We start from the raw sequence: 23,441 nt of genomic DNA, 5'->3' as shown, positions 1-23,441 counted from the left end.
CGCGCAGCACGGCCAGGCGAAGAAAGCAGCAATAGCTCACGAAGCGGGGCCGTAAAGTTAACCAGTCGGCGATCGGCCTGTGCGATCTTTCGGCATGACCCAATTCACTCGTGATCGCCTTTGTCGCCGCCACCGGTTTCCAGCTGAAGTGATTGCTCAAGCCGTGTGGCTCTATTTTCGTTTTCCACTCAGTCTGTCCCTGCAGCTTTCAGGCGTAGAGCCTGAACAATCCCTGCGGGAGTGGATGGCCTCGCACAAGCTTGTTTTGGCAAGTGCGCGTGATCTAAGGGGCTTCGGTTCGACACTTATCAAGGCGGCGGAGCTTGGACGCAACGAAACAACCTCTGCAACCTTGGTCCCCAGATGGCACGCTAAGACCAGCGGTGCCGGCAACCTCAATCGTGCCTACGACCGGACTGACGGCCAGTCCCCGAATTTCCGAAAGAATGCGCGAGAAAAGGCCGCTGCGCTGCCAAAGCCGACTTGACGTGCCACTGCCTTAACCTTTGCTCCTCCGGCGAGCTTTCGGCGAGCAAGAATGAGACGCCATCCGGTCAGATAAGCCTGCGGCGTCGTGCCGACCACGTCGCGAAACAGGGCCATGAAATGGCTTCGTGACATCCCCGCCGCCACAGCAAGGTCATTGCTGTTCCAGGCTTGCGCTGGCGCATTATGCATTGCCGCCAACGCCCGGTGTAACGCGGGGTGGGACAGACCCGCGAGCAAACCTGGTCCGGTCGCTCCGCGGTCGATCGCCGACCTCAAGATAAGCAGGACGATGACTTCGCAAAGCCGGTTGAGGGCGGCGCTGCGGCCGCAACGCAATTCCAGCGCCTCCGCCATGAAGGCGGCCGCGGTGTCACGGAGGGTAGGAATGTCACTGACGACAACGACGACCCGGTCCGGCAAGGCGTTCATCAGCGGGTTATGCGCCCCCTCGAAATCGACCGCCGCGGTTATCAAGGCCGACGGCTCGGGGGGCGTGTCGCTGCGTGGGTGAAGGACGATCCGTTCGACAGGGCCACCTGGTTTTCCAATCACAAACAGCCGGGCACGGCCATCGCTGATCGGCGGCGGTTCCAGCGAGATTTCCAGCTCGAACGCGTCGAAGAAGGCCGTTAGGCGGTCGACTTTCGGGAGAGTTTTCGGACTTTCGATCATAATTTCCGGACCAATAATGATCGTGATCATGGAATGATGAGACTGTGGCGTCAACATGGCGTCGGAAAATTCACCTGAAGGAGCTATCGATGTTGGTCCCGAGGACACTGGCCCCCAATTTGACCGTCAAGACTCTTCAGCATGGAGAGTTCGACCTCACGAGTGAAAACCCATCGCTCATGACGCTCGTGTGCTTCTACCGCGGCCTTCATTGCCCCATCTGTGCAAATTACCTCAAAGAGCTGGAACGGCTGACGCCAGCCTTCCAAGAGCGCGGCGTGCGCACAATTGCGATCAGTTCCGACGGAGAGGAACGCGCCCGGCAAATGGCCGACAAGATTGGTGCCGAACACCTGCGCATCGGTTACGGCCTGTCCTTGAGCGTGGCCCGGCAATGGGGTCTTTATATTTCCGCCTCGCGCGGAAAGACGTCGATCGGCATCGAGGAACCTGAGCTTTTCTCAGAACCGGGTGTATTCTTGATCAGGCCGGACCAAACCGTCTATTGGCTCTCGGTGCAATCCATGCCGTTTGCGCGGCCGAATTTCGCCGAGATGGTGCAGGCGTTGGACTTCGTGATCAAGAACGACTATCCGGCGAGAGGCGAATATACGGGTGCGGTTTAAGTCCTCCTGGTCGCAGTCGGACGCCGAAAGGCTGCCCTGGCTGCCTTGTCTCTGATGACACAGCTCTCCGCGTGATCGTTGATCAGGCCTATCGCCTGTTTGAAAGCATAGAGGGTGGTGGAGCCGACGAAGGACCAACCGCGCCTCTTGAGATCTTTCAACATGGCGATAGACGGGGTCGACACCGACGCCGCCTGTGGAGGTGAACGCTCATATCCTGGACGACTTCAACCACGAGGGGCTTGGCATCGAGGCGGATTTCTCGCTGCCTGCCGAGCGCGTCATCCGCAGCCTGAACCAGATCATCGAATGACGCGGCAAGCCGATGGCGATCAGGGTCGATAATGGGCCGAATACGTCAGCGGCAACCTGATGGAATGGGCGGAGATGAAACAGACGGAAACTGGGAATTTTTTGTGCTCAGCTGCGCGCGAATTCCAGAAGCGGAGCGATGTCATGATTGTCGGCGGCGCGTAATGCCGCGACGTAGCGTGCCCGCAATTCGCCAACGTTGGCCAGACTGCCACCGCCCCAAGTAAAAGGTTCACCGCCAAGCCGCTCCATCAGGAGGTCGGCCGCGAGACGTGCGTGCCGTCCATTTCCGTTCGGAAACGGGTGAATGGCGACGAGGCGATGATGGAATCTGATTGCTATCTCATCCGGCGGAAAAGTTTTGTGTTCAATCCAGTAACGGATGTCGCTCAATAAGCTCGCGAGCTCCATTGCAATACGATAAGCCTGAACGCCGATGTTGCGCTCCGTCGTCCGGAACGTGCCGGCCCACTGCCAGACATCACCGAACATCCGCTTATGTAATGTCCGCATGAAGTCTTCGCTGAGCATCCGCTCGGGTGGCAAGCGCCGCCGGCCACGCGCCCAAGCCACACCCTCGACAATGTTTTCTTCTTCCGCTTCGTTGAGGTCGCGGCGGTGAGTGATCCAGGTCTGGAGCAAACCCTCTCGTTCCTGCGGCTCAAGCGGCGTCGCGTCTTCAGGTTCCCGGAAAAGATCTGTCATACTTCGTTCCAGAGATCGCGCTCAGAGAGCCTGTCGCGGATGTATGCCTGGACGCGAGATTCGAAATCCGCATTGTCCGTTCCCTGGGCTTCCAAACGCATCGTGTGCGCGACGCGCTGGAGTTCGCGTATTGCAATCTTGCGCGCCCGCGTCTCGACAACGGTTTCAAGCGAGCTGTTGGGAACAAGGGCATAGACGAGCGTGCAATCCAGTGCCTCGGCGGCGCGGCGCAGGGTATTGAGTTGGATCGTTCCGGCTGCTTCCGACTTTTCGATTGCTTCAACTGTTTGCGGCCGGACTCCAATGCGCGCGCCCAACTGCGCACCCGTCATGCCGAGGGCGTCGCGTAGCGCTCGTATCCATCCCTTCGGCGGTGCCCGAAACCGATCAATTGGTTGGAGCGCCTGAAGTCTTTCGTCGAGCCGTCCCCGTGCTCTTTTGCGAGTGTCATTTTTCATTTTTCAGCCTACAAACTGATCTTAATTCAGCTTTATCATCTTATAGGCTGATTTTCAACTCCTCTATATCAACCTGTGGGCTGCTTAAGTTTCTTATGGTAGCAGTCTGTAGTCTGATTTCTATCCATTCGTATCAGTCCCTAGCCTGATCCGTATCGTTAACCGTCGGCTAATCTGCCAAAGTCGCGTTAGGCGCCCGCCGGCAAACGGTCTCGCCGGTCTGTTCCATCTTCATTTCGCAGCTATGCCGCACGCTAGGCCCGTATGCCACAGACTATCTGATCAAACTCAGGCTCAACGAGGGCCCCGTAGCATCGGGACGAGCGTCGGCGACGAACCGACCTGGATCGCGCCGAGCAGTTCGAAGCCGTAGCGTCGGTAGAACGGAATGTTGCGCGGGTTGGAGGATTCCAAATAGGCTGGCGCGTGATCGCGATCGCACCGCGCGAGCGCGTACGCCATCAAGGCGCCGCCGTGACCTTCGCCTTGATGCGCCGGGTCGACGCCGATCAGGGGCAGGTACCAATGTGGTTCGGTCGGGTGGTAGGTCGCCATCTGCTCGAATATGGCCGTGGTTTCGGGGGCAAGAGAGCGCGCAACCGTGCTCTCGAGTACTGCACCAAGCTCTTCCTCATCGGAATGCACGCCGGGCGATAGCCACAGCGCCGTCCCGGCGCAGCCGTCGGTGCAAAAGGCACTTCCGTTGGAGAACGCGCTGCCCCCGAAGGCCCGGATCATTCGCGGCATGGCTGCAAGGTACTGGTGTGCATGCGGCCAGGTCCATCGCGCCATGGGATCCGTTGCAAACGCCAGCATGACCGTTTCGATCGCCAGATCTTCCTCGGCCGCGGCCATAACTCTCGCTGTTGGCGATTTCACGCTGCCCTCCTGACGTGGTTGGTCCCGACGAGGCGTCTGCGTCTGTTGTCAGCTACGCATTGTAACCCGGATGGCGTGGGAGCGATACCGGTTGCTGTTGGCTCAGCGGCTCCAGGTTCGCTTCGGTCCATTCTGGCTTTCGGCAGGAGCCAAGAGAAGTCGTTGGGATGGCTGGTTGGCATGTTTCGGGCGATTTTGACAACCCGGGTTACGGTAGCCGGACCTGCGAACAGCGATGTGGTCCATTCCGCTTTATCATAAGCTTGAGCATGGATCTTCGGCTCATGTCCTTGACATTTGCGCTTGGGCTGCTTGGCTTTCGGTCGGGCTGGTGGACGGAATGCTGAAGTAGCAGAGACAGGTGTTGGGCGGGTTGAAGAAATATTCGAATTGCCCCAATCGCCGCTTGTTTGCGCATCTGGGGGCCTGTCGAAGGCGGTATATTTTAATTGAAGGAGCGTAAAGCGCATGTTGCGTTGTACACCATTTCTTCTTTTCGATGGAAATTGTGCTGAGGCAATGACCTTCTATCATAAATGCCTTGGCGGCGAGCTGACGTTGACCAAGCTGGGTGACAGTCCCATGAGGGATCATTTGCCGCCGGAGAAGCACGATAGAGTCATCAATGCGCATCTAATGAGCGGGAATATTGAGATATCGGCTACTGACTGGATGGCCTCCCCGGAATTTGATCCGATACAGGGAAATACCTTCGCGATATTCGTCAACGGCGACGACTGCGACGAGATGAAAGCCGTGTTTGACAAACTCAAGGATGGTAAAAATAACGAAAGACTGCAAGAATTGCACGATTTTCCAATCGGGACGTACGGGCAGTTCTACGACAAATTTGGCGTTCAGTGGATCTTCATTTCTCGTCAAAGAAAAAGTTGATATCTCTCCCGGTTTCGCTCTAAAGCCTAATCGGGACCCTGAATATCGTTCCCGGCATCGCCGCACACACCATTCAGGATCAGCACTCTTCTCTGTCGTGGCTCGGCTTGTCGCGATTTTTTAGACGTCATGGCCCTCAGTTCGCATCCTTCAAGAGTTTCGAGGTGTTCTCAAAAGAATTGCAACCCCTTCGCAACTCGCTCGCAAGGGGATTGCCAAGGTTTCGGTGGCCTCTAAAAATCAAGCCGCCATCCATCCGCCATCGACGAGCAGATTGTGGCCAGTGATGTAGGTGCACTCGTTGCTCGCCAGAAACAAAGCTGCATTGGCCACGTCGGCTGGCGTTCCCAAACGCGGCATTGGAGTGCGCTGACGCGAATATTCGAGCATTTCAGGCAGGACGGCGCGGCCGCCTTTGCCGGTCAGTATCTTGCCCGGGGCAACCGCGTTGCAGATGATGTTCTGCGCAGCGTAATCCGCGGCGATCTGCTTCGTCATATAGGCGATGCCGGCCTTGCTGACACCATAGGCAAAATCGCCCGGAGCCGACACCATGCCATGCTGGGAGGAGATATTTACGATCCTGCCGCGCGCTTCATCGACAATCTCCTGCTCGAGCATGATGCGAACCGCACCGCGGCTGCACAGGAATGCGCCCTTCAAATTGACGTCCATGACCCGATCCCATTCGGCCTCGTCGGTTTCGGCAAGCGGTGTCGGAGCGTGAATGGCGGCATTGTTGACGAGCACGTCGATTCTGCCGAAGCAGGTTTGCGCCTCGGCGAAAACCCGCCCGACATCGGCGGATCTTGCGACATCACCCCGCAGGAAAATGGCGTTCCCTCCGATCGCATGCAGCGCCTCGATAACGGGTCTGCCGCCTTCGACGACATCCGTCGAAATATCGACCGCGACGATGTTGGCGCCTTCTTCCATGAAACGGATGGCGATGGCGCGACCGATTCCGGAGGACGCGCCCGTTATAATGGCCGTTTTGTTTGCAAGACGCATGAGCTTTACCCGTTCTGAATATCTAGCCGTTCACCGAGGATAGCCAGCGGAGATAATCTTCCGTAACCGGGCGACCGGAAAGCGCCGGGCGGAAACCCGTATCCGCCGCAAGCCGTTCGATATCGAGAGGGGCGCGATCCGCGGCCAGTCCGAACGTCAGGTTAGGCCTCTCGCCAATATCCGCGATCTTCCAGTCGCGGCGACCAGGAAGAGACTGTAGGTCCTCGCACCAGTCCGCAACGCTGCTTATCTTGCCGCCGCCGAGATTGTAGACGGTGTGGTTGAGTGCCTTCGCGCCGAGAATGGCGGCGATGCCGGCGCCGGCGTCCCGGCTGTAAAGCCAGTCACCCTTCAGGGCACGCGGCAAGACGACATTTTCGCCCTGCTGCCATAGTTCGACGACCTGGGCATGCGGACTGAGGACCGGGCGCAAGCCGGTCTTGTATTCCCAGGGGCCGTAGACGGGGCCAAGCCGGACAATCGTCAGATCGATCTCGTATAGCTTTGCCAGCCGTATGGCGGTCGCCTCCGCGGCAAGTTTGGTGATGCCGTAAAGGCTGATCGGCGAGGGTATGAATTCGTCTTCCCGATAGGTGCCCGTTTGGGGTGCGGCTTCGCCGTATACCGCAACACTGCTTGCGAGGATCAGGCGCGGGCGCGGTGACAGGCGCGCGATCGATCGCATGAGATTGGCCGTTCCCGCGACATTGACGGCGATCACGGCGGCGGGATCGTTTATCTCCGCTTCGCGGTCCGGGGTGACGGCGGCCAGATGGATGACGGCTTGCGTCTCGGTGGATGCAAACAATCGGTCGATATCGCCAGAATTTGTAACATCCCCCGCTACGAAAGGGACGTTGCCGAATTCCGCCGAGAAGCGTGCGGGAACGGCACCGCATCCGAACAGCACCACCTCGTAATTCGCTTGTTTCAGGGCCTCGGTGACTGCGAGGCCGACGAAGCCCGTGCCACCGGTGATGACGACGCTCATCTCTGATTGCTCCCGATGATGGCACGTCTCTCCATTCGGGATACCCAATGGGAGAAGGGCCACAGCATGACGAAGAAGATGACGGCCGCGGCCGTCAGCGGCGTTGGGTTGTAGGTCTGCTCTTGAGCGACGCGTGCCGACCGCAGCAGTTCGGGAAGTGCCACCATCGAGGCGATCGAGGTGGTCTTGATGAGTTCCAGCGAGTTGCTGGCCAGCGGCGCAAGCACCTTTTTCAGGACCTGGGGCAAGATGATGAGCATCATGGTGTGACCGCGATGCAGGCCTAGGGCTGCCGCGGCTTCGTGCTGTCCCTTTGAAATAGACTGCAGCCCGGCACGAAATATCTCGCCGAAATATCCCGTATTGTTGATGGTCAGTGCAACCACGACGGCGGTGAAATTGCCGAGCCTGATCCCGAAGAACGGAAGACTGTAAAAAATGAGGATCAATAGAACGATGACCGGGAACGATCGCAGCAGGTCGATTAGCAGGATCGTGAGGCGCCGGACAAGTGAGCCGCCGAAGCTGTAGATGATCGCGACTGCGAGACCGGTCGCGATGGATAATGGCAGGGTGACCAGCGCCAGAAGGACGGTCAGTTCAAGGCCCTGCAACAACAGAGGATAGATCTGCTGCAAGGATGCGAGGCTGGCGAAATTCTCAAGAAAAAGGTCCATGGCAGCGTCTCACTGTGACCGGGAAAAACGTTTTTCCAGGACCCGGCTTAACCAGACCAAGGGAATGAAGAACGCCAGATAGAAGCCGGCAGCGAGCGTCAGGGGCGAAGGATTGGCATGGATCGACATGGCGCTCTGCGCGCTACCCAACGCTTCGGGCAGCGAGATGGCGGCGCCGAGCGCTGTGCCTTTGGTTATGGCGATCGCCCTGTTGGTGATGAGCGGAATGGCAAGTCGGATGGCTTGTGGAAGGATCACCATTCGCATCGTTACGAGACGCGAGACGCCCAATGCGTGGGCCGCCTCCCACTGCCCCTTCGGTACCGCCATGATCGTTGCCCAGAAGATCTCGGCCGAAAAGGCCGCGAGCACGGCTGCGAGCGCGAGCGAGGTTGCGAAAAAGGGTGAGAACACGATGCCCATATAAGGCAAGCCGAAGTAGATGAAGATGATGATGACCAACTGCGGCAGGGTCCGGAAAACCTCGACGTAGATTGTGACGAGCGCATTGAGAACCCGATTGCGGGTAGCGCGCAGCAAGGCAAAGAACAAACCCGTCGCCACGCCAATGACGATGACGCAGGCCGCGACTTGAACTGTTATGAGAAAGCCCCGCAAGACGTCCGGAAAGGCTTGTGCCATGACCGTGAGGTTGAAGTAGTTCTCAAGGATCTGATCCATCTAGTCCTCGCAATGAAGCCCGGCGCGGTATGTGCCGCGCCGGGCTTGCGGCAGGTCAATTGCAGGATAGATCGTGTGGCTTTTCATCGTGGCCTTTGAACCCGGGCGCGCCGTATCCCACGTAGACCGTGGTGAGAGGCGTTCCTTCCGCCGGCTTTTCGCCGTACCACTTTTCGTAGAGCCGAGCCATCGTGCCGTCCTTCTTCAGGCATTCGATGGCCGCCTCGACCTTGTCGCGATAGGCCTCGTCGCCAATCCGGAAGGCATAGCCGAAGTTGCGCCCGTTAAAGTCCTTGAAGCCGACTTCGATCGCCGGGTTCTTGCTGGCTGCGTAGACGGTCGTCGGAATTTCGTTCAGGGCGGTGAAGGCGCGGCGGGTGATGACGGCCTGGACGGAGTCGGGGAAGGTTTCGTAGCGCTGGACTTCGAAACCATATTTTTCGGCATTCTGCGTGGCCCAGGTATCGGAGATGGTACCGCGATTGACGGCGACCGTCTTGCCCTTCAACCCTTCGAAGCCATCAAGCTTGGTGCCCTTGGCGACGATGAAGCCGTTGCCGGTCGCGAAGAAGGGCTCGGTGTAGAGCATTTTCTCCGACCGCTCCTGGGTGATGTTCAGCGGGTTGACGGTAAATTCGATGCGGTTGGCAAACAGCGCTGCAAACAGGCCCGAGAAGTTGATGTCCTGGATGTCGACGGAGGGCCGGCCTACCTTCTTCGAAATCGCCGTGATGAGATCGACGCCGAAACCTTCCGGGCCGTTGGTGCCACGCACCATCCATGGCGCGACGCCGAAATCCGAGCCTACGACAAGAGGCTTGTCCTGCGGATGGTCCTGGGCAAGGGCGGATGGGCCTGAAAACCCGAGGGCCGTCAGGGCGGTTACGAGCGCGATCGGACTGATTGTTCTGCTTTTCATTGGATTCCCCTTTTTCTATCTGGTGTTGATCATCATGACGGTTGATGGTGCTGATGCCAGTGTCTGGCGATGTCGCCGCGGCGGCAGACCCAGACACCGTCGTGGCGAGAGACGTGATCGAAAAAGCGCTGGACTCCTGCCGCTCTCCCTGGATGGCCCGCGACGCGCAAATGCAGCCCGACCGACATCATTTTCGGCCTGTGCTTGCCCTCGGCGTAGAGAACATCGAATGCGTCGCGCAGGAACTGGAAGAATTGGTCCCCGGTCGCGACCGCACCGCGCATGAATTTCGCGTCGTTGTTGGTCAGGCTGTAAGGAACGACAAGATGATTGCGCTCGCCGACTTTCACCCAGTAGGGCAATTCCTCATTGTAGGCGTCGCTGTCGTAGGAAAAGCCCCCGTGTTCGACCAGCAGACTGCGCGTGTTGAGGCTGGGGCCATATCGGCAATACCAGCCGTCGGGGGCCGTGCCGGTCAGGGCTTTTATGCTATGCACGGTCTTGGCGATGCGGTCGCGTTCTTCCTCCAGCGACAGGCCTCGATGGTGCTCCCAGCGCCAACCGTGCGCGCAGACGTCGAACTGGCTCGTGCGCAAATAGTCGGCGATCTCGGGGTTGCGCTGCAGCGCTACAGCACATGCCATGGCCGTTGCCGGCAGGCCGCGCTCTTCCAGCATTCCCGCAAGACGCCAAAAACCAACGCGGCTTCCGTATTCGAACATCGATTCCGCGGCGAGGTCGCGACCTTCAAACGAACCCGAGCCACCTTCCGTGAGCGCCGCCTCGCTGGTTGGATCGCCATCCGGAACGGAAGGCTCCGATCCTTCTTCGACATTGAGCACGATGTTCAAAGCCAAGCGGGCATCATTTGGCCATCTCGGATCATAGCCCTTGGCTCCGTAGCCGACGAAATCCCGTGTCATGTGACTTGCGGAAGCCATATTCAAGCCTCCCGGTCCAGCGCAATCGGGATCGGCAGTTCATAGAATTCATCATTGGCCGCCCTGTCGGTAACCCCCATGGTGACGAAAAACTCCGCAGGGGCCGTGAATGCGGAAAGCGGCGCATGCCAGACATTGCGCTTATACGTGACGCCCTGTCCTGGACCGGCTTCATACGCGCGCAAGCCTTCCAAATCCGGGCTGCCGTCCGCATTGCTGGGGCAGGTCACGACGAGGAAACGGGTATCGCGGAGCGGCACAAACGCCTGATCGGAATAGGGATGCCGCTCCATGAACTTTATCTGCGCGGGAAGATGCGTCGCCTCAACGACCTTGGAAACCCAAAACGCACGATGGATGTCGGCACGGTCTTTGGTGAAGTCGATTGAGAGCGGGCTCCGGCGCTGATCGCCGCGATGCTCGATGACGTCGCCAAATTCCGAGAAATCAGTTTGATTGAGCTTTTTAACAATCCGGATCACACAACGCCCCCAATAGATCCCACTGGGATACCAGCGGGACACGAGGCAAATGTAGGGATAAAAAGTTCTTTTTGTAAAGGGGAAATCACCAGGAAATATACCAATGGGATCCCAGTGGATTGCTTGATGGGCTCCTATCGTCTAAGAGGATCTTGGCGAGGAAAAATCTCAAGGATTGAATGTGAAGGACGATGCAATTCCCACTTCCGGGCGGGATCAGACGAAAATATCCGAACAGGCCTATCAATATCTGAGGAGCCTCATCCTGGCTCGTGAACTTGGTCCCGGAGATGTGTTCACCGAACGTAAGCTTGCCGAACAGATCAATGCTTCGCGGACGCCGTTGAGGGCCGCCATCAACCGCCTTGTCGGCGAGGGACTGGTATCGCGCCTGTCCAATGGCAGTATCGTCATCAGGCAGGTCGCAGTCGAAGAGTTAATGGAAATCCTAGTCATCCGTCGGCTCCTCGAAGGGGAGGCGGCCGCGCAAGCCGCTCATCGCAGCTCGCCCGGAAGCGTCGACGCGCTTTTGGAAAAGAGCCGGGCGGTCGCCGCGGATCCGGGCTTGGACTTCGATCCCTTCTGGGAATATGACGACGAGTTCCACCTCTTCGTTGCTTACGCCAGCGGCAAGCCGATGCTCGCTCAGTACATCCGCAATCTGCGCGACAAGGCAAGGATGGCGCATGTCGTGCGCATGGAGAAAAACTTCGAGCAACAGGCGCTCGAACATATAGCCGTGTTGCAGGCGATCGCCGAGAAGAAACCCGACGAGGCGCGCGAGGCAATGTCCAACCATATCGATCGCGTCCGCGAACGTTTCATGCGCTGGCTCTTCACCGATTGATGCAGGGTAATCCCGTAAACAAGAGCCTTAACTCAACCTGATTCATGCGATGGATGGTGAGCCTTTCCACGGGTCAAACCCGAGCTAGGCTCTCGGCTTCCTGCGCCGGACCCCGTCTCTCCCTTGCCGTTTTTCCAAGGCATGCGCTTGTAGTCTGCGGTGCGAAGGATATGCATCGGGGTCAGTTGTCGAGAATGCCGGGAAGCCGCAGGCCTTTTTCCCTGGCGCAATCGAGCGCGATCTCGTAACCCGCATCCGCGTGACGCATGACACCGGTCGCCGGGTCGTTTCAGAGCACGTGTTCGAGACGGCGATCGGCATCTTCGGAACCGCCGCAGCAGATCACCATGCCGGAATGCTGAGAAAAACCCATTCCGACTCCGCCGCCGTGATGCAGCGAGATGAATGCGCAGATTGTCTGCCTCTTCGCCATCATAGCCGAAGGGCGTCGCTTCTGTTGCAAGATGCTGGGATTGCGCCAACTCCATCTGGATGGCGTGGACGCCGGTTTCCGGCCTGCCGTAATGGCGTGTCGTCCAGCCACCTTTGAAGCGGCCGTTCAGGATGCTGTCGTAGCCCGCCGCAGCCGAGGCGACGGAGACGGTCGCCTGCTCGATCGCCGGGTCGCAGGTCTTGCCCATATCCGTTCCGATATTGAAATCCGGCAGCTTGCCTTCGAAGGGGAAGGGGATGTGCGAGCGGATGGAGTGGCAATCATAAAGTACGGCGACGCCGTGGATGCAAGCTGCTTCTACCTTTCCTTGTCGTAGGCGCGGATCGCTTCGATCATCTCGAAGTGTTTGCGAGACGACAGGCGAGCACGAGCCATATGAGGTCATTGCGACGTCGGGGAGGCGGGCACGTACGCCTCACTCACTGACAGCGGGTTTATGTGACAACACCCATGATCCAGATGGCGGTCTATGCCGGCTTTCCTGCAGCACTCAACGGGCTGTTTGCGGCCAAGGAAGTTTTCGCCGCCCGGTTTGCCGGCCAGAATGGGCAAGCGGCGTGATCAACCTCTCCGATCCTTGATCCGCGGCCGGTGCTTTCACCGCGATTCCCGGTCGCCAGATCGTGGTTCCGACTGGAACGGGCGCCCATCCTGCTAGCGCCGTCCCCAAAGACATGCCTCGCCTGCGGGCATCGCCATCGATGCTACAGACGCGGCATTCAGCGCAATGACGGTCCTCGCAGTGGCCGCATCGTCATTCCGCATGGTCACGATCGGAGAAACCGATTGCACCATCGATTTCTTCCGTTTTTTCCGCCGCCTCGCATCAGTCATTTACTCCTCTCCAACAAGGAGATCGCAGATGACGGAAATCAAGATAAAGGGTGCGGAGATATTAGTCGTAGGCGGAAGTTCCGGCATGGGGCTTGCGCTTGCGCGCCGGCTCCTGGCCGAGGGAGCGGACGTCACGATTGCCGGACGAAACATCGCGAAGCTGGACGCCGCGCGTCGCAGCCTCGGCAATCACGCAAACCTGAAAACGGCCGCCCTCGACCTGACCCAGGAAGAGGACATAGCCCGCTTCTTTCGCGATCAGGGGTCGCTTGATCATATTGTCAGCACGGCAGCGGACATCGAGGGCGCCTACCAGTTCCTGCCGGACTTGAAGATTTCGGCGGCGCAGCGCATGGTCGAGAGCAAGTTCTACGGGCCGCTGCTGCTGGCCAAATACGGCGCGCCGCACCTGCCTCCATTGGGGTCGATCGTCTACACATCCGGCGTGGCAGCCTATCGGCCGGCAGCGCGCGGGTCCGTCGTGGCGGCCATCAATGCCGCATTAGAGGGATTGGTGAGGGCCTTGGCAGTCGAGCTTGCACCGCTACGCATCAATGCAGTGTCGCCAGGATGGGTCGATACTCCCATTTGGAATTTCGTTGCCGGTGACGCCAAGCAGGCGACGCTGGACGCAATGGCGAAGCGCCTGCCTGCCGGCCGCGTCGGGCGGCCAGAAGACATAGCCGATGCGATCTGCTTCCTGATCGGCAACGGCTTTACGACAGGGACTGTCCTTCATGTTGAAGGCGGTCATCGGCTGGTCTGAGCGAACGAAGGCCGTCGCTTGCCGCAGACACCAGGTGGGAAAGTGCCGGCGGCTGAATCCGCCGGCGGCGCCAAACCATGGTCATAGAAGCTGTCGGCACGACGCCGGGCCAGGGAAGCTCGATGATGTCGGCGCGCCTGTCGTCGCTGCCAAGTGCCAGGCGAGGCACAAGCCCGCATCCAACGCCTGATGCAACGAGGCGGATGATCGTGGCGATGCTGTCGGCCTGGGTCACGACCTTCGGCGCGCCGACGCCGGCTTCATCGAAGGCGGTGTCGAAGAGACGGCGATAGACGCAACCGGTCTCCGTCGCAATGAAGGGTAGGCAAGCCAGATCTTCAATATTCTCAGGCGAGGTTACGCTGGCATTGACGGCTGCGATCAGCGCCAGCGGTTCGCGCGAAAGAAGGCGGCTGACAAAGCGCTTGTCTGTGCCGCCACGATCGAAGGTGATGGCGACATCGATCAAGCCTTCCTCAAGGCGGCGCTGCAGTTCGCCGCTGCCAGCGATTTTTAACGTAAGAACAAGGTCCGGATGGAGGTGCCGGAACCGAGCCAGGAAGGGAGTGAGTCTTTCGGCGGCAATTGTCTCCAGCGTGCCGATTGTCAGCGTTGGCGTCCCTGCACAAGAAACTGCTCGGATCGCTGTCTTCGCGTCTTCGTTCAGCGCCAGTATTTCCTCAGCATAGGCCTTGAGCACTTCGCCTGACGGTGTAAGGACGACGCCTTGTCGGGAGCGCAGGAGCAACTGTGTTCCGAGTTCCGCCTCGAGCGCCTGAACCTGGTCGCTGAGGCTCGATTGAGCGAGATTCGCCTCGCTGGCGGCGCGGGTCAGGTTTCCGTGCCGGGCAATGGCGAGGAAGGTTTTCAACTGGCGGGGGTGCATCGCAGGCTCCGGAGTCTCGGGCATCGTGGAGGCATTGGCGCAATTCTACTGTCACGACGATTCGAAAAATAGCTAAGTCGATAGCGCCAATCCCATCAAGGCAGAATACCTGAACAGATAGGGTTTTCGTCCTCGTTAATGAACCTCTTGAAAGCTGGTGTCAGCCGGCATGTTTTGACATCAATGCATCATTTCTATGGAGATGATATCAATGCCTGCAGTCACTATTCGAAATCTTTCTGACGAAACACATCGTACCTTGCGGGTGCGAGCGGCTCATCATGGCCGAAGCACCGAGGCCGAGATCCGTGACATTATTGAGGCCACTGTTCGTCTCCCCGAACGTGTTAAGCTTGGCTCTTTACTGACGGCTATTAGTCGTGACGCCGAGCTTTCCGACAGCGACTTCGAGGCCCTGCAGAAAAGTCGCGACAAGACGCCTGCTGAACCCATGACCTTCGAATGATCTTGGACACCAACATTATATCCGAGCCTTGGAAACCGGCTCCTGATGAGGCAGTGGTCGCCTTGAACGGGCTGTGACCAAAGATGAAGACAAGGGGCAACCCGTCGCCTCACTTTGGGGCCTGCCATGATTTTGGATTCCTATCTGATTGGTGGAAATGACGCTGAGGGGAAAGTGATGTTGCAGGAGGAGCTTTCAAGCTTCGCCAAGGAAGCTGGGAGAAAGTGCGAGGTGCTTGTGATAGCGGATTTAATGGAGCGAATAGCGGAAAACCGGGAGTGTATGCGCCGATCCGCAAATCGGTAAGCGCTACTGTATGTCGAAACCCGCGTTTTCCTCAGGTTCCTGTTTCTCCCCGTCTCGGCAGAACCTTACCGACCTCCTAAAGTAGCGTACGGCCGTCGGCAGCTGAAGTATTCTACGGCCTTTAAAAATCCGGCGATTAAATCAGCTACGGGAGAGACTAAGCCGCATGCCCATTCAGCTTCAAGAGCGCCTTTCCGAATTTTCATATGGATATGGCCCCCCGCGAAACCGAGGACGAGGCCGAGAGCCAGTCCAGCGATGGCAATCATGCAAAACCGACAATTGTCGCCATTAATAAATAAGTGAAGTCGTTGGTCATGGGGATGACGCATGAATAATAGAAGAGGCAACGCCAACACGACTCGAATATCGAGCCCTCGGTGTACTCTCGTGGTTGGAGGGTGTCTCAATGAAAATCGATGAATTTATCAATTCAAGGCTTCTCGGCAAATTGTGGCATGTAACCAGCCATGAGCGATATCAGCTCATCATGTCAGATGGTGTTATCCGGCCTGAACCAGCCATAGGCAACGAACAGCGCTGGAGCACTCGGGAGGGACCACGCTGGTATCCGTTTGTCCGTCACATCGGAGGTTTTTCACTCTTCGACTTTCCGGAGGATTTCAATCTTGATCGATACCGCCAGAGGTGTCCTTCCTCGTCGCTCGAAGCCCTAATCCCCTATCGTCCTGAGTGGAGCCACTCTGTCTGGCTCGAAATCGACCACGTGGCTCAAGCGGCCTCACTGTTGAGTGGAGATGTTGTTTGGGAGCAGTGCAAGAAGGAAGGACGAGGAAGGCGTTGCATGCCCCACGTCGAAGCAGCCCATATCGGTAATATGCCGACTAGTTCAATAGCTGCGGCCTATCTGTTCACGGAGGGCGACACTGATTGGCGAGCCGTTTAATATTGCGCGGATAAGGGTGCCCAGACACAACTCGGTGGTTGCTTGGACAAAAGTACCGGAGCAAATGGCCCACATAACCGCTCACAGGGACGAACCTAGGGAGCGCAATCAAGTCCGCATTTATGTGGCGATCAAGAATCGGCGGTATTTGGCGCGCCGCGCCGGGTGAAGACGAGAACTATGTCTACGCTATAGCCCTCCCTTAAGCTGGGTTCGAATCCTCTCCGTTCCGCTGATTCTACGCTATGACGCGATACCGTGCGCGATAGCTACGCAAACGCCGCCGATTTCCGTGCCGCGCGCCAAGCCGCCGCAGCTCCGCCCACCACCAAAACAGCCGCATCGACATGATCTGCTGCGCCTATTGCGGCTGCAGATGCTCGGCCATAAAGTCGACGAACGCCCTCAGTTTGGGCGTGATCTGGCGGCTGGCCGGCCAGAGCACATTGAACTGATCGGTCTCTTCTACCCACTCGTCCAAAATCGACACGAGACGGCCGTCAGCGATCTCGCCACGGATCGCAAAGGGCGGAAGACAGGCAATCCCCAGGCCCTCAATTGCCAGCTCGATCAGAGGATCGACCGCCGTCGCGCTCATCCGTTCGGGCAGGATGATCTTCGCCTGCCTTTCCGCACGAGCAAACGGCCAGGGCCGTAGCTTGCCGGTGCTGGGCGAACGCTGGTGAAGACACTGGTGGCGCACCAGATCGTCAGGGGTTTCCGGCACGCCACATCTTGCCAGATAGTCGGGCGAGGCGACGATTTTCAGTTTGAACCGCCCGACATTGCGGCTCATTAGGCGGCTGTCCGATGGTTGCCCGGTGCGAATGACGGCATCGAACCCTTCCTCCACCACGTCCACCAACCGGTCGCTGAAATCCAGGTCTAGCTGCACCTCCGGCCAGGCGCGCATGAACTTGGCCATAACCGGTGTCAGCAGCATGCCGACCAGCGGCAGACTGACCCGCAGTCGCCCTCTCGGCGTCCGATTGGATCGGGCAAGCTCGGCTTCCGCTGCCTCGACCTCCTCGAAGATGCGGCGGCAGCGTTCGAGGAACAGCCGCCCCTCTTCGGTGAGCGTCATGTTGCGCGTGTTGCGATGGAACAGGCGCACATCCAGCCGTTGTTCCAGGCGGACCACCGCCTTGCCAACCGCAGAAGCGGAAAGGCCGAGCTTGCGGCCAGCCGCCACGTAGCTGCCGGTTTCAGCCGATTGCACGAAGGCATCGAATGCCGTGAGTTTGTCCATCCCTCGATCTTTACAGGAATTGTGCTCCGTAGTCACCGGAACAATGGCCTATTTTTCCGTAGCAATCCGTCCGCTATCCCTTGGCCTTCCAAAACCAAGGAGACGCACATGATCCCCGCCTTCACGACCCAGCCCACCCCGACGACTTTCATCGTTAACGTGATCCACGTTCATCCTGGCAAGCAGGACGAGGCTTTCAGGTTGATCCAGGATGTCGTCCACTATGTCGCCGAGCGGAAGCCTGGCTTTCTGTGGAGCAACCTCGCCAAGAGTACGGATGGGCTGACGGTCGTGAATATCGAGGCGATCTCCGACCCCGGCGACGTCGAGATTTTCTTTTCCGATCCGGTATTCCTCGAAAAGTTCCACAAGCTCGACACCGTCTCGTCCAGCGAGTTTCACACCTACACCGTTGGCGACCTGGTGCTGCCGAAGGCCTCAGCGTGACGACGCAGGTCGAACGGCTGCCGGTAGCGGGGCTATGCGCTCTGGCGGTTGCCGGTTTCGTCACCATCCTGACGGAGGCCCTGCCCGCCGGTCTGCTCCCGCAGATCGGAGGGGCGCTCGGGGTGAGCGAGGCCATGGCGGGACAATGGATCAGTATCTATGCGCTGGGATCGCTGCTTGCCGCGATCCCGCTGACGGCAGCAACGCGAAGCTGGCGCAGGCGACCGCTCCTGCTCGGCGCCGTCATCGGCTTCGCTATCGCCAATCTGATTACGGCCGTTACGGCGAGTTACATCGTCGCGATGGCGGCACGTTTCGTCGGCGGTGTATCGGCTGGCCTTCTGTGGGCGTTGCTGGCCGGCTATGCTGTTCGCATGGCGCCGCCCGGCCTCGCGGGCCGGGCCATGGCCATTGCGATGGCGGGGACGCCGTTGGCGCTCTCCATCGGCATCCCGGCCGGCACATTTATCGGCAACCTCGCCGGTTGGCGACTGACCTTCGGATTGCTCAGCGTGATCGCGTTGCTGCTGGCTGGCTGGACCATCGCGAAGGTGCCGGATTTCGCCGGCGAGCCTGAAACGCAACGCCCTTCCTTGGCCCAGGTCTTTGCGGTTCCGGGCGTGCGCCCGGTGCTGGCGATGACGCTCTGCTTCGTCCTGGCCCACAACCTCCTCTACACCTACATCGCACCACTTCTGGCCGGTAACGGCTTGGCCGACCAAATCGACGGCGTCCTTCTGGTCTTCGGGGGGGCCGCACTTGTCAGTATCGGTCTGACGGGCGTGTTGATCGACAAATGGCTGCGACCATTGACCTTCACCGGCATCGGCCTGTTTCTTGTAGCGGTCTTGATACTTGCGGTGACGACCGGAGCACCGTTGGCGATCTACGGGGCCGCACTTATCTGGGGACTGGCCTTTGGCGGGTCGGCGACGCTCTTTCAGACCGCATCAGCGCATGCTGCCGGTCCTGCGGCCGACGTGGCCCAGGCGATGATCGTCACGGCATGGAACATCGCCATTTTTGGCGGGGCCGTCATGGGCGGTGTTATTCTCGAAACAGCAGGAGCAGGCGGGTTGTCGTGGGCAGGTCTCGCCCTGCTTGTCGGTGCTGCCGGATCATCGCTGTGCATGGGGTGCCGCGCTGGCGCAGAACGCATGACTTGACGAAGCGCGATTCAAGCTTTGGTCCGGATTGTCGCCTTGTGCGGCGTTAGAGTGCTATAGCGTAGACATAGTGATCATCTTCGTCCGGGCTTGGCGGTCGCGGGGATGATCTCGACGGTCGCGGTCATGCCCGCCGCGAGTTCGACGCCAGACGGCACCCGATCGATATGGATGCGCACCGGAATGCGCTGGGCAAGACGCACCCAGGAAAATGTCGCCGCCACATTGGGCAGGCCGAAATGACCGGGCGCGTCGTTGCTGTTCTCGATCCCGCGACCGAGGCTTTCGATATGGCCAGAAACTGGCTGATCAAAGCCCATCAGCATGATCAGCACCGGATCGCCAACGCGGATCTGCCGGATATTCGTCTCCTCGAAATAGCCCGTGATCCAGAAGCTGGCGGCGTCAAGGATGGCGACCTTCGTTACGCCGGCCGTCGCATAGTCGCCCGGACGCAGCCTCAGATTGGTGACATAGCCATCGACCGGTGAGCGGACGGTCGAGCGGGCAAGGTTGAGCTTGGCCAGATCGAGCGCCGCCACCGCTGACTGATAGGCGGCGCTGGCGACAGCGGCCGCTCCGCCCGATTGCTGGACGGCTTCCTGGGAGACGACATCCTTGAGCTGGCTGTGCCGCCGCGCCGTCGCCTGACGAACGATCATATCCTGACGTTTTGCTTCGACCTCAGCCTCAGCCAATGCCACTGCGAGCCGCAGCCGCTCGGGGTCGATCTCGTAAAGAATGTCGCCCCGGCGCACATATTGATTGTCAACCACGGGAACAGCGCTGACCGTGCCGGAGACCTCCGGCGCGATCTGCACGACATTGACGCCAACCCGTCCGTCGCGGGTCCAGGGCGTCCGCTCGTAATGGCTCCACGCCTTCAGCGCGATAAAAGCGGATACAGCGACGAGGCAAAGGGTCAGGGCATAGCGGCCAAGCAGGGATAGAAAAGGCTTCAAGGCAAGAGTCCGATCGATGGCAGGTACTGCACGAGCAGACCGTAGATGATGACGAAGGTGGCGAGCTCGACGAGCGGCCGATAAGCGAACAGGCGATAGAGGCCGGCGGCGGCGAACAGGCGGAGCGTCGCCATTGTGGCGACCAGCGCGATGAACGCGAGCACCACCAAACCGGGGATGAGGACACCCCCGACATTGAGATCAACGATCATGAGTTGTGGCCCTCCTGTCTGCTGGGGAGCTGAGCGCGAACCGCAGGTCAATGAGCAGGTCGACAATCCGCAGGCGGTTCCCGAGCGCGCTGCTCGCCGTAGTCTCGATCAAGGTCTGGATGCGCCGATCGAGGTAGAGGAGGTCGGCAGGCGTTGACGACTTCCTGCCACTGAAGCGCCCGGCGATCGCGGATAGAAGTTCGCTCAGTTCGACGCCGGCCTCACCCTTGATCTGCGGGATCGTCTTGCGAAGCTGTCCGGCAACATGACCGATACGAAGATGGTGCAGCGTATCGTCGAGTACATTCGAATAGGCTTTTGCAGACACCCGCAACCTTGGCAGCAGCAGGGCTGTCCGATCGATCATCAGGCTCGCCCAGCGCGCTTCGTTGGGCGCAGCGCCGAGCGCGCGCCGGCCGACGTCCCGGCGGCTCAAGCGAAGCAAGCGGTTGATCGCCGCATCGACCGGCACGGTCTGGAACAGGGACATGCTCACCGCCCCGAATCCCACCGCCGCAAAGAGCGCGATCACACTGTTGAGGGAGGCGGCGAAGTCGCCGGTGTAATGGGTGCCCAGACCCGAGAGGATCGGAACGGTCAGCGTGATGCCGAGCGCCATGAAGGTCATCGGCAGGCGTGCCTGGAGAGACCCGGCGAACAGGAACGCCGGGGCGAGCACCGCAACAAGAACCCGGAAGTCCGCAACCTGGGGCAGGATGACGAAGCTGTAGACGAGGCTGATTACGACCCCGAAGATCGTGCCGAGGATATATTTGACGACAAATGGCACTGGCGCATCAAAATTGCCGAATAGGGTGCAGCACACGCCGAGAATGGAGACGGCCATTCCGCCCTCCGGCCAGGCCGACCAGATCCAGAAGGCGCAGCCGATGAGGATGCCGACGACGGCGCCGACCGTGGTGCGAGCCGCCATCCACGGATCGCGGTGATAGACGTAGCCCTTCGCCCACTTCGGCCCATAAATCGACCTGGTATCTCGCAATCGCCCGGTCGCCGCGATGTTCCGCCCCAGTCTGTCGCAGTCCTGAAGCATACCGATCATCTCGGCCAAGTGACCGGCGAGATTGGCGGCAAGCCTGTCGCCGGGCGTCGCGGCGTCTGAGCCAAAGCGCTTCTGGACTGATCGCGCGCGCGCGATCAGTTGGGCTGCGCCAACCTCCCGGTCTTCCGTCACAACATTTGCGATCCAGGCCCCGACGTCGCCGACCAATGCGATCAGTTCGTCGGGCGCATCGCCGTCGCCTGTGCCAAGGGCCTCAATCCGGCCTTCGATCTCGGCCGCGAGCGGGAGCAAGCGGGCGAGCCGGTCATGAATGAGTTGCCGCGTCTGGCGTCGTGGCGTGGGGGCTGGATCATAGGGCAGATGCGTCGCAAGCCCCTGGATGGCAAGCAGGTTCGCTGCGAGTTGGTGGCGGTCGCGACGGTTTTGTCCTGGTGTTCCATTGAGCGCGTCGCCCGCCAGGCGACGGGCGTCCCGCAGCGTAGCCCACAGCTTGCCGGTGAATTGGCCGGTCATGTGTTTCGGCAGGACGTAACGATGGATCAGGACCGCGCACAGAATTCCGATCGAGATTTCCTGGACGCGCACGGACGCAGTCTCGAAAACCGCGCCCGGATCGAGCACGCTCGGGAACCCGATCAGGCTCGCGGTATAGCCGGCGAGAACGAAGGCATAGGCGCGCGGCGTGCGATCGAGCAGCGAGAAAAACAGGCACAGACCGATCCAGCCCGTAAGCAGCGCGCTGCACACGATCGGGTCGTTCACGAAATTCGGGACGATCGCGACCGTCGCGATCGCGCCGAGAAGCGTCCCGGCAAAGCGATACACGCCACGACTGAGTGACGCTCCGGCGGAGGTCTGCGAGACGATGTAGACGGTGACGATGGCCCAGAACGGCTTGGGAAGCCCTATCCGCAGCGAAATGTAATAGGCCAGCATCGCGGCGGCGAAGCTCTTCGCTGAAAAGAGGATCGCGTCCGCATCCGCCTTCAGGGCCGGCGTGCGAAGGAAGCTCGTTCCAGCTTTAAACATGGCTGCAACGGTCTTGCTTGAGGGGGTGTTTATGGGCTGCGCGGTGTTCATGCCGCTAGTTGTGATCGATTTGCAAAAGCAAATAAATTCGGTATCCTGACAAAAAATCCCTAAATATGACCATCCTTATCCCCATGCCCCGATCCGCCGTTTCCGTTTCCGATCCCGACCTCACGCCGCTGCCGGCGGTTGCCTATCAGCTCGACTTCGCCGATCATGAGGCGGAAATACCTTTGCATGTGCATCGAAAGGGCCAGTTGATCCTCGCCTTGCGCGGCGCCGTCACCTGCATCGCGGGCAACGAGATCTGGATCGTGCCCCCCAATTGCGGGGTCTGGATTCCCGGTGGCATGCCGCATAGCGCCCGAGCAACTGCGAATGCACGGCTCAACTATCTGTTCGTGGAACCCGGAGTTGCGAACCTGCCGGAGAATAATTGTACGCTTTCGGTTTCCCCGATGATCCGCGAGATGGTCGATCGGCTTGCTCGCGAGCATGCGAACTATCTTGCCGACAGCCATGCCGCTCGGATCGCGCGGGTGATCCTCGACGAACTTGCGCAGATGCCGCATGAGCGGTTCAACCTCCCGATCTCCAACCATCCGAAGATCCGGGCGATGGCAGACGCCCTGACGATCGAGCCTTCAGACCGCAGTACACTGAGCGATTGGGCGAAGCGGGTCGCAATGAGCGAGCGGTCGCTGGCGCGACTGTTGACTCGCGAGACGGGACTGACGTTCGGGCGCTGGCGGCAGCAACTCCACCTTGTCGTCGCGCTTCGTGAACTGGCCAGCGGCGAGACGGTGCAAAATGTTGCCGCCGAACTGGGATACGAGTCGATCAATGCGTTCATCACGATGTTCAAGAAGGCGTTGGGCAGTACGCCGGCACAGTATTTCGCGCAACGCAGGGCGACGCTGCTCACAGCTCCGAAACCGGCGCTTAAAGAATAACTGATTTTTGTATTGTCGGTCGATGCTCCCGGATGGCCGATGATGGGCGCAAAGCGGACGAATATGCGGGCTTTTCCTTCGGCCAAAATACGTCGTTCGGCCGCAAACGATTCGAACTTTTCACCGCCGATCACCGCCGTTATTACGCTTTTCGCCTCTCGGCTATTTGACGCTCCTCGCGCGGACACAATTCTAG

The 23,441-nt window shown here is 59.4% G+C and carries 26 protein-coding genes and 6 pseudogenes; 13 read left to right on the top strand and 19 right to left on the bottom strand.

What is annotated here, in order from left to right; translation table 11 throughout:
* Positions 1–94 precede the first annotated feature (94 nt).
* Positions 95–196 (top strand): annotated as a pseudogene (locus J2046_RS18535) (IS6 family transposase); the annotation flags it as partial.
* Positions 197–405: 209 nt separating this feature from the next.
* Here the strand turns inward: J2046_RS18535 and J2046_RS18530 are convergent.
* Positions 406–1,191, bottom strand: a complete 786-nt coding sequence (locus J2046_RS18530; protein WP_233469974.1) for an AraC family transcriptional regulator — start codon at positions 1,189–1,191, stop codon at positions 406–408.
* Between the two features lie 59 nt (positions 1,192–1,250).
* Here J2046_RS18530 and J2046_RS18525 point away from each other — a divergent pair, with 59 nt between their 5' ends.
* The gene (locus tag J2046_RS18525) at positions 1,251–1,787 is read left to right on the top strand and encodes a peroxiredoxin-like family protein (protein ID WP_210054343.1); all 537 of its coding nucleotides are present in this window, start codon (positions 1,251–1,253) and stop codon (positions 1,785–1,787) included.
* Here the strand turns inward: J2046_RS18525 and J2046_RS18520 are convergent.
* Positions 1,784–1,999 (bottom strand): annotated as a pseudogene (locus J2046_RS18520) (DNA-3-methyladenine glycosylase I); the annotation flags it as partial. The gene J2046_RS18525 and the pseudogene J2046_RS18520 sit on opposite strands and share 4 nt — an antisense overlap.
* Here J2046_RS18520 and J2046_RS18515 point away from each other — a divergent pair.
* Positions 1,999–2,174 (top strand): annotated as a pseudogene (locus tag J2046_RS18515) (DDE-type integrase/transposase/recombinase); the annotation flags it as partial. The pseudogenes J2046_RS18520 and J2046_RS18515 overlap by 1 nt on opposite strands.
* Positions 2,175–2,207: 33 nt before the next feature.
* Here the strand turns inward: J2046_RS18515 and J2046_RS18510 are convergent.
* The 3 genes from J2046_RS18510 to J2046_RS18500 all read right to left on the bottom strand — a co-directional run bounded on the left by J2046_RS18510 (position 2,208) and on the right by J2046_RS18500 (position 4,141).
* Complete coding sequence (locus J2046_RS18510) at positions 2,208–2,804, bottom strand: mobile mystery protein B (RefSeq protein WP_210054341.1); 597 nt, start codon at positions 2,802–2,804, stop codon at positions 2,208–2,210.
* The gene (locus J2046_RS18505; RefSeq protein ID WP_210054340.1) at positions 2,801–3,262 is read right to left on the bottom strand and encodes a mobile mystery protein A; all 462 of its coding nucleotides are present in this window, start codon (positions 3,260–3,262) and stop codon (positions 2,801–2,803) included. Before J2046_RS18505 ends, J2046_RS18510 begins: the two co-directional genes overlap by 4 nt.
* A gap of 294 nt (positions 3,263–3,556) precedes the next feature.
* Positions 3,557–4,141 (bottom strand): GNAT family N-acetyltransferase, encoded by a 585-nt coding sequence (locus tag J2046_RS18500; RefSeq protein ID WP_210054338.1) that lies wholly within the window; start codon positions 4,139–4,141, stop codon positions 3,557–3,559.
* Positions 4,142–4,609: 468 nt separating this feature from the next.
* Here J2046_RS18500 and J2046_RS18495 point away from each other — a divergent pair, with 468 nt between their 5' ends.
* The gene (locus J2046_RS18495) at positions 4,610–5,035 is read left to right on the top strand and encodes a VOC family protein (protein ID WP_210054336.1); all 426 of its coding nucleotides are present in this window, start codon (positions 4,610–4,612) and stop codon (positions 5,033–5,035) included.
* 240 nt (positions 5,036–5,275) lie between these two features.
* Here J2046_RS18495 and J2046_RS18490 read toward each other — a convergent pair whose 3' ends face one another.
* The 7 genes from J2046_RS18490 to J2046_RS34250 are packed head-to-tail and all read right to left on the bottom strand — an operon-like array spanning position 5,276 to position 10,779.
* A complete protein-coding gene (locus J2046_RS18490) occupies positions 5,276–6,046 on the bottom strand; it encodes an SDR family NAD(P)-dependent oxidoreductase (protein ID WP_210054334.1) in 771 nt (256 codons plus the stop codon).
* A gap of 22 nt (positions 6,047–6,068) precedes the next feature.
* A complete protein-coding gene (locus J2046_RS18485; protein ID WP_210054333.1) occupies positions 6,069–7,037 on the bottom strand; it encodes an NAD-dependent epimerase/dehydratase family protein in 969 nt (322 codons plus the stop codon).
* Positions 7,034–7,714: an amino acid ABC transporter permease gene (locus J2046_RS18480; RefSeq protein WP_210054331.1), complete on the bottom strand. Its 681-nt coding sequence runs from the start codon at positions 7,712–7,714 to the stop codon at positions 7,034–7,036. The genes J2046_RS18485 and J2046_RS18480 overlap by 4 nt, the downstream gene beginning before the upstream one ends.
* Positions 7,715–7,723: 9 nt before the next feature.
* Positions 7,724–8,395, bottom strand: coding sequence for an amino acid ABC transporter permease (locus J2046_RS18475; RefSeq protein WP_210054329.1), 672 nt, complete (start codon positions 8,393–8,395; stop codon positions 7,724–7,726).
* A 55-nt stretch (positions 8,396–8,450) separates the two neighbouring features.
* Positions 8,451–9,314, bottom strand: a complete 864-nt coding sequence (locus J2046_RS18470) for a substrate-binding periplasmic protein (protein ID WP_210054327.1) — start codon at positions 9,312–9,314, stop codon at positions 8,451–8,453.
* Positions 9,315–9,346: 32 nt separating this feature from the next.
* On the bottom strand, positions 9,347–10,255 hold the full coding sequence (locus J2046_RS18465; protein WP_210054325.1) for a polysaccharide deacetylase family protein: 909 nt from the start codon (positions 10,253–10,255) through the stop codon (positions 9,347–9,349).
* A 2-nt stretch (positions 10,256–10,257) separates the two neighbouring features.
* Positions 10,258–10,779, bottom strand: coding sequence for an ureidoglycolate lyase (locus tag J2046_RS34250; RefSeq protein ID WP_210054323.1), 522 nt, complete (start codon positions 10,777–10,779; stop codon positions 10,258–10,260).
* A 139-nt stretch (positions 10,780–10,918) separates the two neighbouring features.
* On the opposite strand from J2046_RS34250, the gene J2046_RS18455 reads away from it, so the two are divergent.
* A complete protein-coding gene (locus tag J2046_RS18455; protein WP_210054321.1) occupies positions 10,919–11,584 on the top strand; it encodes a GntR family transcriptional regulator in 666 nt (221 codons plus the stop codon).
* A 181-nt stretch (positions 11,585–11,765) separates the two neighbouring features.
* On the opposite strand, the pseudogene J2046_RS18450 reads toward J2046_RS18455, so the two are convergent.
* A pseudogene (locus J2046_RS18450) lies at positions 11,766–11,990 on the bottom strand (urocanate hydratase); the annotation flags it as partial.
* A pseudogene (locus J2046_RS18445) lies at positions 11,983–12,324 on the bottom strand (N-formylglutamate amidohydrolase); the annotation flags it as partial. The pseudogenes J2046_RS18450 and J2046_RS18445, both read right to left, overlap by 8 nt.
* 164 nt (positions 12,325–12,488) lie before the next feature.
* Here J2046_RS18445 and J2046_RS18440 point away from each other — a divergent pair.
* Together J2046_RS18440 and J2046_RS18435 are read left to right on the top strand one after the other, a co-directional pair.
* Positions 12,489–12,599, top strand: a pseudogene (locus J2046_RS18440) (carboxymuconolactone decarboxylase family protein); the annotation flags it as partial.
* Positions 12,600–12,900: 301 nt separating this feature from the next.
* Positions 12,901–13,638, top strand: coding sequence for an SDR family oxidoreductase (locus J2046_RS18435; protein WP_210054319.1), 738 nt, complete (start codon positions 12,901–12,903; stop codon positions 13,636–13,638).
* Here J2046_RS18435 and J2046_RS18430 read toward each other — a convergent pair.
* A complete protein-coding gene (locus tag J2046_RS18430) occupies positions 13,589–14,524 on the bottom strand; it encodes a LysR family transcriptional regulator (protein WP_210054317.1) in 936 nt (311 codons plus the stop codon). The two genes, J2046_RS18435 and J2046_RS18430, sit on opposite strands and share 50 nt — an antisense overlap.
* A gap of 211 nt (positions 14,525–14,735) precedes the next feature.
* Here J2046_RS18430 and J2046_RS18425 point away from each other — a divergent pair, with 211 nt between their 5' ends.
* Positions 14,736–14,990 (top strand): FitA-like ribbon-helix-helix domain-containing protein, encoded by a 255-nt coding sequence (locus tag J2046_RS18425; protein ID WP_210054315.1) that lies wholly within the window; start codon positions 14,736–14,738, stop codon positions 14,988–14,990.
* Between the two features lie 715 nt (positions 14,991–15,705).
* Positions 15,706–16,203, top strand: a complete 498-nt coding sequence (locus tag J2046_RS18420; protein ID WP_210054313.1) for a hypothetical protein — start codon at positions 15,706–15,708, stop codon at positions 16,201–16,203.
* 361 nt (positions 16,204–16,564) lie between these two features.
* On the opposite strand, the gene J2046_RS18415 is transcribed toward J2046_RS18420, so the two are convergent.
* Positions 16,565–17,452: a LysR family transcriptional regulator gene (locus J2046_RS18415; RefSeq protein WP_210054311.1), complete on the bottom strand. Its 888-nt coding sequence runs from the start codon at positions 17,450–17,452 to the stop codon at positions 16,565–16,567.
* Between the two features lie 108 nt (positions 17,453–17,560).
* Here J2046_RS18415 and J2046_RS18410 point away from each other — a divergent pair, with 108 nt between their 5' ends.
* Together J2046_RS18410 and J2046_RS18405 are read left to right on the top strand one after the other, a co-directional pair.
* Positions 17,561–17,899, top strand: a complete 339-nt coding sequence (locus J2046_RS18410) for an antibiotic biosynthesis monooxygenase (RefSeq protein WP_210054309.1) — start codon at positions 17,561–17,563, stop codon at positions 17,897–17,899.
* The gene (locus tag J2046_RS18405) at positions 17,896–19,065 is read left to right on the top strand and encodes an MFS transporter (protein WP_210054307.1); all 1,170 of its coding nucleotides are present in this window, start codon (positions 17,896–17,898) and stop codon (positions 19,063–19,065) included. Before J2046_RS18410 ends, J2046_RS18405 begins: the two co-directional genes overlap by 4 nt.
* Before the next feature lie 74 nt (positions 19,066–19,139).
* Here J2046_RS18405 and J2046_RS18400 read toward each other — a convergent pair whose 3' ends face one another.
* The 3 genes from J2046_RS18400 to J2046_RS18390 are packed head-to-tail and all read right to left on the bottom strand — an operon-like array spanning position 19,140 to position 22,292.
* Complete coding sequence (locus J2046_RS18400) at positions 19,140–20,027, bottom strand: efflux RND transporter periplasmic adaptor subunit (RefSeq protein ID WP_210054305.1); 888 nt, start codon at positions 20,025–20,027, stop codon at positions 19,140–19,142.
* A complete protein-coding gene (locus J2046_RS18395) occupies positions 20,024–20,239 on the bottom strand; it encodes a DUF1656 domain-containing protein (RefSeq protein ID WP_210054303.1) in 216 nt (71 codons plus the stop codon). Before J2046_RS18395 ends, J2046_RS18400 begins: the two co-directional genes overlap by 4 nt.
* Positions 20,229–22,292, bottom strand: a complete 2,064-nt coding sequence (locus J2046_RS18390; RefSeq protein ID WP_233469968.1) for an FUSC family protein — start codon at positions 22,290–22,292, stop codon at positions 20,229–20,231. The genes J2046_RS18395 and J2046_RS18390 overlap by 11 nt, the downstream gene beginning before the upstream one ends.
* A gap of 116 nt (positions 22,293–22,408) precedes the next feature.
* On the opposite strand from J2046_RS18390, the gene J2046_RS18385 reads away from it, so the two are divergent.
* A complete protein-coding gene (locus J2046_RS18385; protein WP_210054299.1) occupies positions 22,409–23,245 on the top strand; it encodes an AraC family transcriptional regulator in 837 nt (278 codons plus the stop codon).
* A gap of 32 nt (positions 23,246–23,277) precedes the next feature.
* Positions 23,278–23,415: a hypothetical protein gene (locus J2046_RS18380; protein ID WP_210054297.1), complete on the top strand. Its 138-nt coding sequence runs from the start codon at positions 23,278–23,280 to the stop codon at positions 23,413–23,415.
* Positions 23,416–23,441: the final 26 nt, after the last annotated feature.

This window comes from Neorhizobium petrolearium (assembly GCF_017873175.1).
In the GTDB taxonomy this organism is placed as follows: domain Bacteria; phylum Pseudomonadota; class Alphaproteobacteria; order Rhizobiales; family Rhizobiaceae; genus Neorhizobium; species Neorhizobium petrolearium.
Note: the sequence above shows the minus strand (reverse complement) of the source record. Positions and strands in the feature narration are given on the sequence as shown.

Excerpts from the sequence above, each read along its gene's own strand:
- J2046_RS18395 (WP_210054303.1), bottom strand. The coding sequence starts at position 20,239 with ATGATCGTTGATCTCAATGTCGGGGGTGTCCTCATCCCCGGTTTGGTG.
- J2046_RS18495 (WP_210054336.1), top strand. The coding sequence starts at position 4,610 with ATGTTGCGTTGTACACCATTTCTTCTTTTCGATGGAAATTGTGCTGAG.
- J2046_RS18485 (WP_210054333.1), bottom strand. The coding sequence starts at position 7,037 with ATGAGCGTCGTCATCACCGGTGGCACGGGCTTCGTCGGCCTCGCAGTC.
- J2046_RS18470 (WP_210054327.1), bottom strand. The coding sequence starts at position 9,314 with ATGAAAAGCAGAACAATCAGTCCGATCGCGCTCGTAACCGCCCTGACG.
- J2046_RS18430 (WP_210054317.1), bottom strand. The coding sequence starts at position 14,524 with ATGCACCCCCGCCAGTTGAAAACCTTCCTCGCCATTGCCCGGCACGGA.
- J2046_RS18465 (WP_210054325.1), bottom strand. The coding sequence starts at position 10,255 with ATGGCTTCCGCAAGTCACATGACACGGGATTTCGTCGGCTACGGAGCC.
- J2046_RS18410 (WP_210054309.1), top strand. The coding sequence starts at position 17,561 with ATGATCCCCGCCTTCACGACCCAGCCCACCCCGACGACTTTCATCGTT.
- J2046_RS18390 (WP_233469968.1), bottom strand. The coding sequence starts at position 22,292 with ATGTTTAAAGCTGGAACGAGCTTCCTTCGCACGCCGGCCCTGAAGGCG.
- J2046_RS18415 (WP_210054311.1), bottom strand. The coding sequence starts at position 17,452 with ATGGACAAACTCACGGCATTCGATGCCTTCGTGCAATCGGCTGAAACC.
- J2046_RS18505 (WP_210054340.1), bottom strand. The coding sequence starts at position 3,262 with ATGAAAAATGACACTCGCAAAAGAGCACGGGGACGGCTCGACGAAAGA.
- J2046_RS18510 (WP_210054341.1), bottom strand. The coding sequence starts at position 2,804 with ATGACAGATCTTTTCCGGGAACCTGAAGACGCGACGCCGCTTGAGCCG.
- J2046_RS18490 (WP_210054334.1), bottom strand. The coding sequence starts at position 6,046 with ATGCGTCTTGCAAACAAAACGGCCATTATAACGGGCGCGTCCTCCGGA.
- J2046_RS18425 (WP_210054315.1), top strand. The coding sequence starts at position 14,736 with ATGCCTGCAGTCACTATTCGAAATCTTTCTGACGAAACACATCGTACC.
- J2046_RS18385 (WP_210054299.1), top strand. The coding sequence starts at position 22,409 with ATGACCATCCTTATCCCCATGCCCCGATCCGCCGTTTCCGTTTCCGAT.
- J2046_RS18530 (WP_233469974.1), bottom strand. The coding sequence starts at position 1,191 with ATGATCACGATCATTATTGGTCCGGAAATTATGATCGAAAGTCCGAAA.
- J2046_RS18525 (WP_210054343.1), top strand. The coding sequence starts at position 1,251 with ATGTTGGTCCCGAGGACACTGGCCCCCAATTTGACCGTCAAGACTCTT.
- J2046_RS18420 (WP_210054313.1), top strand. The coding sequence starts at position 15,706 with ATGAAAATCGATGAATTTATCAATTCAAGGCTTCTCGGCAAATTGTGG.
- J2046_RS18475 (WP_210054329.1), bottom strand. The coding sequence starts at position 8,395 with ATGGATCAGATCCTTGAGAACTACTTCAACCTCACGGTCATGGCACAA.
- J2046_RS18435 (WP_210054319.1), top strand. The coding sequence starts at position 12,901 with ATGACGGAAATCAAGATAAAGGGTGCGGAGATATTAGTCGTAGGCGGA.
- J2046_RS18380 (WP_210054297.1), top strand. The coding sequence starts at position 23,278 with ATGGCCGATGATGGGCGCAAAGCGGACGAATATGCGGGCTTTTCCTTC.
- J2046_RS18480 (WP_210054331.1), bottom strand. The coding sequence starts at position 7,714 with ATGGACCTTTTTCTTGAGAATTTCGCCAGCCTCGCATCCTTGCAGCAG.